The sequence below is a fragment of the Vogesella mureinivorans genome (assembly GCF_007644035.1).
Lineage (GTDB): Bacteria > Pseudomonadota > Gammaproteobacteria > Burkholderiales > Chromobacteriaceae > Vogesella > Vogesella mureinivorans.
Window position 1 is genome coordinate 28,346 of record NZ_VMTV02000346.1, and the last position, 13,455, is coordinate 41,800.

The 13,455-nt window shown below is 61.9% G+C and carries 10 protein-coding genes and 1 pseudogene; 2 read left to right on the top strand and 9 right to left on the bottom strand.

The genetic code is table 11. The features are described 5' to 3' along the window. The first annotated feature begins 1 nt into the window (after position 1). Positions 2 to 283 (top strand): hypothetical protein, encoded by a 282-nt coding sequence (locus FLQ44_RS10355; RefSeq protein WP_147694321.1) that lies wholly within the window; start codon positions 2 to 4, stop codon positions 281 to 283. A 140-nt stretch (positions 284 to 423) separates the two neighbouring features. Here the strand turns inward: FLQ44_RS10355 and FLQ44_RS10360 are convergent, their stop codons facing one another. After that, positions 424 to 1,353, bottom strand: coding sequence for an NADP-dependent oxidoreductase (locus FLQ44_RS10360; protein WP_170252933.1), 930 nt, complete (start codon positions 1,351 to 1,353; stop codon positions 424 to 426). A gap of 91 nt (positions 1,354 to 1,444) precedes the next feature. Here FLQ44_RS10360 and FLQ44_RS10365 point away from each other — a divergent pair, with 91 nt between their 5' ends. Continuing rightward, complete coding sequence (locus FLQ44_RS10365; RefSeq protein WP_170252935.1) at positions 1,445 to 2,347, top strand: LysR family transcriptional regulator; 903 nt, start codon at positions 1,445 to 1,447, stop codon at positions 2,345 to 2,347. 74 nt (positions 2,348 to 2,421) lie between these two features. Here FLQ44_RS10365 and FLQ44_RS10370 read toward each other — a convergent pair whose 3' ends face one another. From FLQ44_RS10370 to FLQ44_RS10405, 8 genes and pseudogenes are all read right to left on the bottom strand, one after another. After that, entirely contained in the window at positions 2,422 to 3,345 is a 924-nt protein-coding gene (locus FLQ44_RS10370) for a response regulator transcription factor (RefSeq protein WP_147694324.1), read from the bottom strand. Next, positions 3,342 to 6,740: an ATP-binding protein gene (locus FLQ44_RS10375; protein WP_147694325.1), complete on the bottom strand. Its 3,399-nt coding sequence runs from the start codon at positions 6,738 to 6,740 to the stop codon at positions 3,342 to 3,344. Before FLQ44_RS10375 ends, FLQ44_RS10370 begins: the two co-directional genes overlap by 4 nt. A 135-nt stretch (positions 6,741 to 6,875) precedes the next feature. Beyond that, positions 6,876 to 8,390 (bottom strand): annotated as a pseudogene (locus tag FLQ44_RS10380) (SpoVR family protein); the annotation flags it as partial. A gap of 33 nt (positions 8,391 to 8,423) precedes the next feature. Continuing rightward, positions 8,424 to 9,695 carry a YeaH/YhbH family protein gene (locus FLQ44_RS10385; RefSeq protein WP_147694327.1) on the bottom strand — a complete coding sequence of 424 codons (1,272 nt, stop codon included), beginning with the start codon at positions 9,693 to 9,695 and terminating at the stop codon, positions 8,424 to 8,426. Positions 9,696 to 9,770: 75 nt separating this feature from the next. After that, the gene (locus FLQ44_RS10390; protein ID WP_147694328.1) at positions 9,771 to 11,699 is read right to left on the bottom strand and encodes a PrkA family serine protein kinase; all 1,929 of its coding nucleotides are present in this window, start codon (positions 11,697 to 11,699) and stop codon (positions 9,771 to 9,773) included. Positions 11,700 to 12,039: 340 nt separating this feature from the next. Continuing rightward, positions 12,040 to 12,360, bottom strand: a complete 321-nt coding sequence (locus FLQ44_RS10395) for a PilZ domain-containing protein (RefSeq protein WP_147685753.1) — start codon at positions 12,358 to 12,360, stop codon at positions 12,040 to 12,042. Next, positions 12,347 to 12,904: an NUDIX domain-containing protein gene (locus FLQ44_RS10400; protein WP_147694329.1), complete on the bottom strand. Its 558-nt coding sequence runs from the start codon at positions 12,902 to 12,904 to the stop codon at positions 12,347 to 12,349. Before FLQ44_RS10400 ends, FLQ44_RS10395 begins: the two co-directional genes overlap by 14 nt. Continuing rightward, complete coding sequence (locus FLQ44_RS10405; RefSeq protein WP_147694330.1) at positions 12,876 to 13,448, bottom strand: DUF2062 domain-containing protein; 573 nt, start codon at positions 13,446 to 13,448, stop codon at positions 12,876 to 12,878. Before FLQ44_RS10405 ends, FLQ44_RS10400 begins: the two co-directional genes overlap by 29 nt. Positions 13,449 to 13,455 lie beyond the last annotated feature (7 nt).

Sequence of the window (13,455 nt, forward strand, 5' to 3'; positions counted from 1 at the left end):
CATGCCGGATGAAACGCTACTGCAGCAGCTGATTTTTCCTGGCACATGGCTGCTAGGGCTGCTGCATGGCCTGCTACGTCATGCTGCTACACGGCTGCTACCTGCCTTTATCGGCAGCATGATGATGCTGCTTGTGTTATTGATTGCAGCTGGCATAAGCCAGCAAGGTGATTGGGTAAGGTGGTTCGGGCTGGCATTGATCGTATTGCCTGTGGCCGTGCTGCTTTTCATGACAGGCCAAATCCTGGGTTTATGGCTTGGCCGAAAAATACGCAACTTGTAACCATATCCACTGCCAACGCCCCAAAACAAAAGCCCCGCTTACTGCGAGGGCTTTTGCTTTGGCGACCCCAGGTAGCCTGGCTTGTCGTGTAGAAATCGGTAAGCCGGTACCTATATCCCTGCCAATAAAACCGTGACGGACTACAGCACGCGCGGCGGCATCAGCAATACCATCTTGCCGCCTGCCTGCCCGCGCTCGCCCAGGCGGTGCGCTTCGGCAGCCTCGGCCATGGGCAGGGTACGCGCTACCTCTACCCGCAGCTGGCGCTGTAGCAGGCTGGCCAGTACGCTGCCACGCGGCCGGGTCATGACAAAACCGGCTTGCGCACCTGCCCGCTCGGCACGCCCGTGCTGTGGCGGCATGGTGGTAGCCAACAGCAAGCCACCTGTTTGCAAGGTGCGCCACGAGGCTTCTTGCACCGGGCCGCCGATGGTGTCCAGCACCACATCCATACCGCGTACTTGCTGGCCAAATGAATCTACCTGGTAGTCCAGCACCTCGTCTGCCCCCAGCGCCTGTACACGCGCCACACTGTTAGTGCTGGCCATGGCCACCACATACGCGCCATGTTGCTTGGCTAGCTGCACAGCCACCCCGCCCAGCGCGCCCGCAGCGCCGTGTATCAGCACACGGCTGCCCGGTTTGATCTGGGCCATATCCACCAGTGCCGTCCAGGCAGCCTGCCCAGGGGTGGGCAGTGCCGCGGCATCGACAAACGATACCTCCGGCGGAATCAGCGCTGCCTGCTGTGCGGGTACCACCACGTATTCGGCATAGGTGCCATGCTGGCCCAGATCGGCGTAAAAGCACACGCGGTCTTCCAGCGCAAAACCCTGCACCTCGCCACCCAGCGCTATCACGATACCTGCAGCATCCAGCCCCGGCGTAAAAGGCAAGGACAGGTCCCGCGTACCGGCCATGGCGCCAGAGCGCAGCTTCCAGTCCAGCGGGTTGATACCGGCCGCCACCACGCGCACCAGCAGGTCGCCAGGGCCGCAGTCCGGGATGGGTACCTCGTCCAGCTGCATGACGTCGGGGCCACCGTACGTAAAGAATCGAATCGCTTTCACATCACCTCCCGCAGTGATCAGCAACGAATGGCCAGTGTGCGCGAAAGCGATTCTTGCATTTAAAGAACAAAGTCAGATAAATTATCCATATATGAAAGAAAAGAGACAGTTTCACCACACCCCTTCGCTGGACGACATGGCCTTGTTTGTGGAGGTGGTGCGCACCGGCAGCTTTCACCGCGCCGCCCAGCTACTGGACATGCCCGGTGCCACGCTGTCACGCCGTATTGCGGCGATGGAGAAACGCCTGGGTGTGCGCTTGCTGGAGCGCACCACACGCCGGGTGGCGCTCAGCGAGCGTGCGCGGCCGTTTTTCGAGCGCTGTGCCGTGCTGGTAGATGAAGCAAGACAGGCCGAATCGCTGCTGCAAAGCCAGCAGGCCATGGCGGCGGGCACACTGCAGGTGTGTATGTCGGCCGATATCGCCGTGCTGTGGGTAGGGCCGCTACTGGCCGAGTTCACCCGCCTGCACCCCGATATCACACTGGATCTGGACCTGAGCGGCGTGGTGGACGAACACGCCGATACCCAGCCAGACCTGATCATCCGCCAGGGCAGCAGCCGCCCGGCGGGCCGCCCGGTATGGCCGCTGGCCACGCTGACACAGGGCCTGTTTGCCGCGCCGGCCTATCTGGCACGGCATATGGCCCCGCTTACCCCGGCAGAGCTGGCCGTGCACGACTGCCTGCACAGCCGTGGCCAGGTGCAGTGGGCGCTGCGCCAGGCGGGCAAGCCACAGCAGCCCATGATCAGCGGGCGGCTAGGCCTGAATGATCTGGGCCTGATGCGCACGCTGGCCGAGCATGGCGCGGGCATTGCCATGCTACCCAAGCTACTAACACAAGAGGCGGTGCGCAGCGGCCGCCTGGTGGCGGTACTGGCCGACTGGGAATGCCCGGCGCTGACGCTGGTGGCACTGGCGGCCAACGATACGCTCACGCCGCAGGCCATGGCGCTGCGCGATTTTCTGGCCAGCCGGCTAGCGCTGGACTAGGGCCGGTCAACGCATACGGCGCATGCGGTACCAGGCCAAACTGCCGGCGCTGCACGCACAGCGCCCCAGGTACGCTACCCGGTACTGCCACGCAGCTTGCCCAGCGCCAGGCTAGCCGCCGCGGTGCGGGTTTCCACCGCCAGCTTGTCGAATACGTGTTCCAGGTGTTTGTTTACCGTGCGCGGGCTCATGCCCAGGATATCGGCGATATCGCGGTTGGTCTTGCCCAGGCTCAGCCAGTGCAGCACCTCTGCTTCGCGCTGGGTTAGCCGGAACGCGCCCATCAGCGTCTGGATACTGGCTTCGTCGTTTTCCTCGCGCAGCACCACCAGCCATTCCTCATCGCCGGTCTGGTCATGAAAGCTGGCCAGTAGCCGCCGCCCGGCTTGCGCCAGCAATAGCGCCGGCTGCTCGGTACCGGCCAGCCTGGCGGCCTGGGCAGCCTGGGTCCAGGCCAGCAAGGCCGGCGGGGCCTGGTCGCTTGCGCCAAAATAATGCTCGATCAGCCGCCGTGCCAGCGCGGTTTGCCACACCAGGCGGCCACTGCGGGCGGCAATGGCTACTGTGGCCTGGCCGAAAGCGTCCAGCGCGCTGCTGGCCTGCGTCATCTGGCGGGCGTTCTGGATATGCGCGGCAATGCGCGCCAGCACCTCGGGCGGGCGCAAGGGTTTGGTGACATAGTCGGCCCCGCCAGCGGCAAAGGCCGCCACCACGTGTTCGCTTTCGGTCAGGCCGGTCATGAACACGATGGGGATGGCGCGGGTGGCAAAGGCGGCTTTCAGGCGGCGCGCCACCTCGAAGCCATCCAGCCCCGGCATCACCGCGTCCAGCAGGATGACATCGGGCAGCGACAGCCGGGCGCGCTGCAAGGCGGCGTCGCCGTCGGTGGCCACCAGTACGGTGTAGCCCGCCTCGTCCAGCGCGTCGTGCAGCAGGGCCAGGTTGTCCGGCTGGTCATCTACGATCAGCACCACGTGCTGCTGGTGTGGGGTAATCATGCTTTAGTCTCCGGCTGCAAACCGTGGTGCAGCAGCTCGCGCAAGGCTTCAAACTGGAACTGGCGCACGTGCTCGCCGGCAATACGGGCAAACTCGGCGTAGGCTGCATCCAGTGCGGCCAACCTGGCCAGCTCGCTGCGCAGCCCGCGTACATAGCCCAGCTCTACCGCCTCCAGCAGGCCGGCCAGCTCGGCAGCTGGCGGCAGCACCAGCGCCTGCAGCACCGGCGCAGGGTTGGCCGCTGCCATGGCAGGCTGACCAATCACCCACTCCAGCGCCAGCTTGTGGCCTATCCAGTCCAGCAGCTCTTCCACGCGTATCGGTTTGAGAATGAAATCTTCGCTGGCAATGCCGGCGTCGTTGTCCTGGCCTTTATCAAAGGCATTGGCAGAAATCACGGCCAGCTGCGCGGTACAGCCCGACTGGCGCAGGCGGCGCAGTGTTTCCCAGCCGTCTATCCCCGGCATGGCCAAGTCCATGAACACCAGATGCGGCTGAAAGCGCACCACCATGGCCAGGCAGTCGTAACCGTTGGCCGCCTGGGCCACCTCGAAGCCCAGGCGCTCCAGCACACCGGCCAGCATTTCACGGTCGATGGCTTCGTTGTCTACCAGCAGGATGCGCTGGCGCACACCCACATAGCCCACCCGGTTGCGGCGCGGCAGCTCGCGCTCGGCCAGCGCGGCGTGCACGTGCGGCAAAAACAGGCGCACGGTGAAGTGGCTGCCCTGCCCTGGCGTGCTGCGCACGGTCAGCTCGCCGCCCATCAGGTCGGTCAGCATCTTGCTGATGGTGAGCCCCAGGCCGGTGCCGCCCGCGCCGCTGCTACTGCCGCGCTCGAAGGGCTCGAAGATGCGCAGCAGCTCGCCTTCGGCAATGCCCGGCCCGGTATCGATCACCTCGAAGGTGGCCATCTCGCCACGGTACTGCAGGGCAAAACGCACGCTGCCGCGGCGGGTAAACTTGACCGCATTGCCCAGCAGGTTGATCAGGATCTGGCGCAGGCGCTTTTCGTCGGCGCGCACCACCTGCGGCAAGTGGGCGGCGGGGGCATAGTGAAAATCCAGCCCCTTATTACGCGCCTGCAGCTCGAACATGGCCACCAGCTGGCGCAGGAAGGCATCGAAATCCATGGCGCGGGTGGCCAGCTGCAGCTTGCCGCTTTCGATACGGGCAATATCCATGCTGCCCTCGATCACCGACAGCAGGTGGTCGCCGCTACGGCGTATTACTTCGATGGCCTGGCGGCGCGACGGCGGGATCTCGGCGTCGCCATCCAGAATCTGCGCGTAGCCGAGAATGCTGTTGAGCGGGGTACGCAGCTCGTGGCTGATGGCCGACACGTAGCGGCTCTTGGCCTGGTTGGCTTGCTCGGCCGCCTCGCGCGCACGCTTGAGCTGCTCGTCGGTGAGCCGGTGCGATTCGATTTCGGCAAGCAGGCGGGCGGTCTGGCGGTTCGATTCCAGCTGGGCCACCTCTCGGCTCTGGGCAGTCAGCACCATCCACCACGCTACCACGCCGCTGACCAGCAGCAGCACGGCAAACAGCCGCCAGAACAAGTGGGGCAGCCAGGCTTCGTAGCCGCCCTGCAGCGCCCCTTGCCATTCGATGTAATACAGCAAGCCCAGCACCAGCAGCAGCACGCTGCCGATGCTGGTCATCAGCAGCAGATAATGGCCCAGCCCGTGCGCCAGATACGGCTGCAAAGCCCGCGGCAGCAGGTAACGTAACAGCGCGGCCCACTGTGCGGCCAACCTGGCCTGCGGCTTGCAGGCATCGCCACAGCGTACGTCCAGCGTGCAGCACAGCGAGCAGATCATGCCCTGATAGGCGGGGCACGGCGCCATGTCTTCCGCCTCGTAATCGCGCTCGCACACCACGCAGCGGTACTGGCTGGCACCGGCAGCCATGGCGGGCCGTGCGCTGTAATAGCGCCCGCCCGTCAGCCAGGCAATCAGCGGGGCGCTACAAAACGCCACCGCCATGGCCACAAAAGGCGCCAGTGGCTGCCAGTGCTCGCCAAATACCCCCACGTGGGTGGCAATGGACAGCAAAGACGCCAGCGCCATGGCACCCACGCCTACCGGATTGATGTCGTACAGGTAGCTGCGCTTGAATTCGATACCCTTGGGGCTGAGCCCCAGCGGCTTGTTGACCACCAGGTCGGCCACCACAGCCATGATCCACGAGATGGCAATATTGGCATACAGCCCCAGCACCTGGCCCTGCGCGTGGAACACCTCCAGCTCCATCAGCAGCAGGGCAATAGCCAGGTTGAACACCACCCACACCACGCGGCCGGGGTGGCTGTGGGTGAGGCGCGAAAAGAAATTGGACCACGCCAGCGAGCCGGCGTAGGCATTGGTGACATTGATCTTCAGCTGCGACACCAGCACAAACAGCGTGGTGGCCGCGATAGCGAGCGGGGTGTTGTCAAACACATGCGCAAAGCCGATCAGGTACATCTGGTTGGGGTCTACCGCGCGCTCGGCCGCCACGCCATTACGCAGTGCCAGCCACGCCAGCAACGCCCCACCCAGCATTTTCAGCACCCCGGGCAGCACCCAGCCGGGGCCACCCACCATCACCGCCAGCAGCCACTGCCGGCGGTTGGCCGCCGTGCGCGGCGGCATGAAGCGTAGGTAGTCTGCCTGCTCGCCCATCTGGGTAATCAGCGCAATGCCCACCGTGAGCGCTGCACCAAACAGATGCAGGTCAAATGCCTGCGGTGCATTGTTTGCACCAGCGTAGCGCCACAGCCCGGCCAGCGCCTGCGGCTCGTGCCACAGCACAAAAACATAAGGCAGCACCAGCAAACACAGCCACAGCGGCTGCGTCCACACCTGTAGCCGGCTGATGGCGGTGACCCCGTGCATGACCAGCGGCAGCACCACCAGGGCGCAAATCAGGTAACCCCATTGCGGCGGTATGCCAAAGCCCAGTTCCAGTGCATAGGCCATGATGGCCGCTTCCAGCGCAAAGAAAATGAAGGTAAACGAGGCGTAGATCAGCGAGGTAATGGTAGAGCCGATATAACCAAAGCCGGCGCCACGGGTAAGCAGGTCCATATCCACGCCATAGCGGGCGGCGTACAGGCTGATAGGCAGGCCAGCCAGAAAAATAATGAAGCCGGTGGCCAGGATGGCCCAGAAGGCGTTCAGGAAACCGGCCTCCACCATCATGGTGGCGCCCACGGCCTCCAGCACCAGAAACGACGCGGCACCGCCCACGGCGGTATTGGCCACCCGCCACGCCGACCAGCGGCGAAAACGCTGCGGGGTAAAGCGCAGCGCGTAGTCTTCCAGCGTTTCGCTGGCCACCCAGCGGTTGTAGTCTCGCCGGACAGTCACCACGGCCTGTGGTAGTGCGGGTGGGGCGTCGGTATGCGTATCCATGCCGCTTTACTGGCAAGAAGCAGGCCAAGCTGGCGCCACGGGCCGATCTTAAAGGTCTGGCAATAAAAAAGGCGCACCATTATTGGTGCGCCTTTGCCAGCGGCCATGCTGCGGCCAACCCTGTGGCCGGTGTACTCAGACCATCGCGGTTACATCCGGCTTGCAGCTGAACGTCTGGGTAATGCTGCCGTCGGCGTCCACACTTTCCAGCTTGACGTCAAAGCCCCATAGCCGGCTCACGTGCTTCAGCACCTCTTGCGCGCTGCCGGCTTCCAGCGGCTTGCGGTTGTGCATGCTGTGGCGCAGCGTGAGGCTGCGGTCGCCGCGCAGGTTCACGTTCCACACCTGGATATTCGGCTCGCGCGAGCCCAGATTGTACTGCTCGGACAGCATCTGGCGGATGCGGCGGTAGCCGCGCTCGTCATGGATGGCGGCCACCTCCAGCTTGTCGTCGCGGTCGTCGTCGCGGATGGCAAACAGGCGGAAGTCGCGAATCAGCTTGGGCGACAGGTATTGCGAAATGAAGCTCTCGTCCTTGAAGTTCTTCATCGCAAACTCCAGCACCGGGCGCCACGGCGTGCCGGCAATATCGGGGAACCATTCGCGGTCTTCGGCGGTAGGCGCCTCGCAAATGCGCTTGATGTCCTGGTACATGGCAAAGCCCAGCGCATACGGGTTGATGCCGTTGTACCAGCGGGCCGTTACCGGCGGCTGGTACACCACATTGGTGTGGCTTTGCAGGAACTCCATCATGAAGCCGTCGGTGACCACGCCTTTTTCGTACAGGCGGTTCAGCAGCGTGTAGTGCCAAAAGGTAGCCCAGCCCTCGTTCATCACCTGGGTCTGGCGCTGCGGGTAGAAATACTGCGCCACCTTGCGCACGATGCGGATGATCTCGCGCTGCCACGGCTCCAGCAGCGGGGCCGATTTTTCGATGAAGTACAGCAGGTTTTCCTGCGGCTCGGCCGGAAAACGTGGCGCGGCCTTGGCGCTGTCGTCGCGCTCGCGGCGCGGAATGGTGCGCCACAGGTCGTTTACCTGCGTTTGCAAATAGGCTTCGCGCTCGTGCAGGCGGGCTTGCTCTTCGGCCAGCGACAGTTTTTGCGGCCGTTTGTAGCGGTCTACACCGTAGTTCATCAGCGCGTGGCAGCTATCCAGCAGCTCTTCTACGGCGTCAATGCCGTAGCGCTCTTCGCAGCGGCTGATGTACTGGCGGGCAAACACCAGGTAGTCGATGATGGCGCTGGCGTCGGTCCAGGTGCGAAACAGGTAATTGCCCTTGAAGAAGCTGTTGTGGCCGTAGGCAGCGTGGGCAATCACCAGCGCCTGCATCGTCATGGAGTTTTCTTCCATCAGGTAGGCGATGCACGGGTTGGCGTTGATCACGATTTCGTACGCCAGGCCCATCTGGCCACGCTTGTAGCTTTTTTCGGTGCTGACGAAGTGCTTGCCGAAACTCCAGTGGTGGTAGTTCACCGGCATGCCCACCGACGAGTAGGCGTCCATCATCTGCTCGGCGGTAATCACCTCCAGCTGGTTGGGGTAGCAGTCCAGCTGGAACTCGTTTACGGCGATATCACGCAGGGCTTTGTCGTATTCGTCAATCAGGTCGAAGGTCCATTCGGACCCGGTGGAGATCGCTGTCATGGTGCTGCCCTCCTGCTGCTGTGCCTGCGGCCAACCCTAGCGGGTGGCCGGCTGCCGCTTGAACAGTTCGCGGAAAACCGGATAGATATCAGCCGGCGAGCGGATCTTCTGCATGGCAAAGTGCTTGTGCTGCCCCGCCACGCGCAGGTACTCGTACCACAGGTTTTGCGGCTCGCCCTCGGTGATTTCGATATAGGCGTAGTACTGGCACCACGGCAGGATGTTTTCTTGCAGGATCTTGCCGCAGTTGGCCGAATCGCTATCCCAGTTATCCCCGTCAGACGCCTGCGCGGCGTAGATGTTCCACTCGCTGTTGGCATAGCGTTTTTTCACGATGTCGGCCATCAGGTTCAGCGCCGACGACACCACGGTGCCGCCCGACTCGCGCGAGTGGAAAAAGTCCTGCTCGTTCACCTCTACCGCGCTGGTATGGTGGCGGATGAATACCACCTCGATCTTTTCGTAATTGCGCTGCAAGAACAGGTACAAGAGGATGAAAAAGCGCTTGGCCATATCCTTCTTGCCCTCGTCCATGGAGCCGGATACGTCCATCAGGCAGAACATCACCGCCTTGCTGGTGGGTTTGGGCTGCTTGACGCGGTTGTTGTAGCGCAGGTCGAACGGGTCGATGAAGGGGATATGGTTGATCTTCTCGCGCAGCGCATGGATATGGCGGCGGCGCTCGCGCACCTCCATACCGTTGTCGTCGTCCGACTCCAGCAGCGTATCCAAGTCTTCCTCGGCTTCGCGCAGGCGAGCCAGTGTCGGCGCGGCCATGGCCACGCGCCGCGCCAGCGCGCCGCGCAGGCTACGCACGATGCTGATATTGGCCGGCGTGCCGTCGTTGGTGTAGCCGGCGCGCACCGGTTTCATTTCCTCGATGCCCATCAGCTGGGTTTTCACCAGGTTGGGCAGCGCCAGGTCTTCGAAGAACACGTTCATGAACTCTTCGCGCGACAGCTGGAAGGCAAAGTCGTCCTCGCCCTCGCCTTCGTTACTGGCTTTGCCGCCGCCACCGCCGCCACCACCGCCCTGCGGGCGCTTGATACGGTCGCCCTGCACAAACTCTTCGTTACCGGGGTGCACGTGCTCGCCCACGCCGCCACGGCCATGGTGGAACGACGGCTCGGAAATATCCTTTACCGGAATCGATACGTTCTCGCCGCTTTCAATGTCGGTAATGCTGCGCCCCTTGATGGCCTTGCCGACGGCTTCCTTGATCTGGGCTTTGAAACGGCGCAAAAAGCGCTCGCGGTTGACGGCGGATTTGTTCTTGCCGTTCAGTCTTCTGTCGATAATGTGCGACATGCTTGCCTCCTAGCCGTGTGGTCACGGTGACGGGGTTGGCCGCAACGCTGCGGCCAACCTTTTGCCGCGTACTGCTCAGGACGACTTGCGCACCCGCAGGTACCATTCGCACAGCAGGCGTACCTGCTTGGGCGTGTAACCTTTGGTCACCATGCGGTTGACAAAGTCTTCGTGCTTTTTAGCCTCGTCGGCGCTGGCTTTGGCGTTGAAGCTGATCACCGGCAGCAGCTCTTCGGTGTTCGAGAACATTTTCTTCTCGATCACGGTGCGCAGCTTCTCGTAGCTGGTCCAGGCCGGGTTGTTGCCGGCGTTGTTGGCGCGGGCACGCAGCACAAAGTTCACGATCTCGTTGCGGAAGTCTTTCGGGTTGGAGATGCCTGCCGGCTTCTCGATTTTCTCCAGTTCGGCGTTCAGCGAGGTACGGTCGAAGTTTTCGCCGGTGTCCGGGTCGCGGTACTCCTGATCCTGTATCCAGAAGTCGGCAAAGGTCACGTAGCGGTCAAAGATGTTCTGGCCGTATTCGCTATAGCTTTCCAGGTAGGCAGTCTGGATTTCCTTGCCGATGAATTCCACGTACTTGGGCGCCAGGTACTCTTTCAGGAAGGTCAGGTATTTCTGCTCCTGCTCTGCCGGAAACTGCTCGCGCTCTACCTGCTGTTCCAGCACGTACATCAGGTGTACAGGGTTGGCCGCGACCTCGGAGTGGTCGAAGTTGAACACCTTGGACAGGATCTTGTAGGCAAAGCGGGTGGACAGGCCGTTCATGCCCTCGTCTACGCCGGCAAAGTCGCGGTATTCCTGGTGCGATTTGGCCTTCGGGTCGGTGTCTTTCAGGTTGTCACCGTCGTACACCAGCATCTTGCTGTACAGGCTGGAGTTTTCCGGGTCTTTCAGCCGCGACAGCACGGCAAACTGCGCCATCATTTTCAGGGTGCCCGGCGCGCACGGGGCGCCGCCCAGCGAGGAGTTGCGCACCAGCTTGTCGTAAATCTTGATCTCGTCCGACACGCGCAGGCAGTACGGCACCTTCACGATGTAGATACGGTCGAGGAAGGCTTCGTTGTTTTTGTTGTTGCGGAAGTGCTTCCACTCGCTTTCGTTGCTGTGCGCCAGCACGATGCCGTCAAACGGAATGGCACCAAAGCCTTCGGTTCCCTTGAAGTTGCCTTCCTGGGTGGCGGTCAGCAGCGGGTGCAGCACCTTGATGGGCGCCTTGAACATTTCCACGAACTCCAGCAGGCCCTGGTTGGCCAGGCACAGGCCACCGCTGTAGCTGTAGGCGTCCGGGTCGTCCTGGGCGTAGCTTTCCAGCTTGCGGATATCCACCTTGCCCACCAGGCTGGAGATGTCCTGGTTGTTTTCGTCGCCCGGCTCGGTCTTGGCCACGCCCACTTGCTTCAGCACCGACGGGTAGCGTTTCACCACACGGAACTGGCTGATGTCGCCGTTGAACTCGTGCAGGCGTTTTACTGCCCACGGGCTGGGAATGGTGCGCAGGTAGCGGCGCGGAATACCGTACTGGTCTTCCAGGATGGGGCCGTCTTCTTCAAAGTTGAACAGGCCCAGCGGCGAATCGTTTACCGGGCTGCCCTTGATGGCGTAAAACGGCACACGCTCGGTCAGCTCTTTGAGCTTTTCGGCAATGGACGATTTGCCACCGCCCACCGGGCCCAGCAGATAGAGAATCTGTTTCTTCTCTTCCAGGCCCTGGGCGGCGTGGCGGAAGTAGGCCACCACTTGCTCGATGACCTCTTCCATGCCGTAAAACTCGCGGAACGCCGGGTAGACGCGAATCATCTTGTTACTGAAGATGCGCGACAGCCGGGTATCGTGGCGGGTGTCGATGACCTCCGGTTCACCGATAGCCATCAGCATGCGCTCGGCCGCGCTGGCGTAGGCCAGTGGCTCGCGCTTGCAGATATCCAGGTACTCCTGGATGGTGAATTCTTCTTCGCGGGTGCGATCGTAACGGGATGCGTAGTGGCTGAAGATGTCCGGGCTCATGGCGTGACCCTCCTGTTGAAGGCAAGCACGAGCCATGGTGCGGCGCACCGTGCTCCCCCTTGCCTATTAGTCTGCTGACGCGGAAAACCTGTTCTTGGTTTGGGTATAGCACAGCAAAAAAAAGGCAAGTACAAAATCTAAAGCTATCGTTATGCAAAAATCGATATAAAAAAGCCATCATAGCGTAACGGGCTTTTCATAACAGCCATCAAAAAAACACCATTTCATTACGATTCAATTACTTAAACAACCGCAGCGCACATGCCGGCAAGCCGGAACGCATAAAAGCACAAGGCCGGCATGCTGCCGGCCTTGTGCTTTTTATTGCCAAATTTTTTTGTCATGCCTTGCGATCCAGGATGCGGGTACCGATTTCGTACAGCTTGCCCCGCTCCACTTCATTGCAGCGCCGCACCTCTACCACCGCTTCCAGCGGCTTCATCGGCATATTGCCCACCCCTGGTACAATCACGATCACTTCCAGCCGCTCGCCATGCTGCGGTACATACATGCAGCGTATGGCCATGCCGTCTACCGACAGGTCCACACACTCGCCATAGTGTGTTTCACCGGTATGCAGCGATTTCATCTTGGCACGGCAGCCCATGCGCAGGCGCCGGCCTACGCGGCGGTCGTGATAGTGGGTGTCAAATGGCTTCACCTGGCAGGGTTCCTTGTTGCCACGCGGCCAACCAGTGCAGGCCGACCAGGGTTTTGCTATCGGTAATGCGGCCATCCAGCGACATGGCTTGCGCTTCTGTGGCTGGCAGCAGCAGCACCTCCAGAAACTCGCCTTCGTCCAGCTGGCGGGGCGTTTGCGTGAGCCCGGTAGCCAGATAGTAATGAATCACCTCGTCAGCATAACCGATACACGGGTAGGCCTTGCCAAGATAACGCCACTGCGCGGCGATAAAACCGGTTTCTTCCCATAGCTCGCGTTTGGCGGTATCGGCAGGCGCTTCCTGCGGGTCAATTTTGCCGGCAGGGATTTCGATAAAACTCTGCCCGGCCGGGTAGCGGTACTGCCGCTCCAGCACCAGCTCGCCAGCGTCGGTCAGTGCCAGCACCGCTACCGCCCCGGGGTGGCGGATAAACTCGCGGGTAGCCTGCTTGCCGTCCGGCAGGCTGACCGTATCGCGTCGCACCTTGAGGAAACGCCCTTCAAATACTTGCTCGCTATCCAGCTGCTTTTCGGTGAGATCCACTGTTTTTCTTTCTGTTACGCCATTGCCACGCCACGGCAGCACGCCACAGCACCATAACCAGTACATAGCCGCAGCCCGCCAGCAACAAGCCCAGGGCGGGGACGCCCAGCAGCAAGGGTTGGCCGTATTCTGCCAGCCATGCCTGCAGCTGCGGCGCCCAGACGGTGATGTCGTGCCACGAGCCATCCGGTATGACGGGCATTGTAGCGGCGTCGGTCTGCCCGAGTAAAAGCCTGCCCAAGCGGTAAGCCACAAAGTAAAGCGGCAAGTAGGTCAGCGGGTTGGTATAAAGAGTACACAACAAGGCCAAGGGCAAATTGGTGCGAAAATACAACGCTAGCATGCCGGCAGCCAGCATCTGCGTCGGCCCCGGCATCAGGCCGGCAAACATCCCCACGGCAATCGCCCCGGCGACCTTGCGCCGCTGTACGTACCACAGCTCGTCCCTGTCCAGATAGGGCTGTAACCACGCCATACCGGGCTGCTGCACCCAGCCGTGTATGTGCTGCATTTTGCCGCGTACCCAGCGCTTTAACTTTGACATGGCTTAT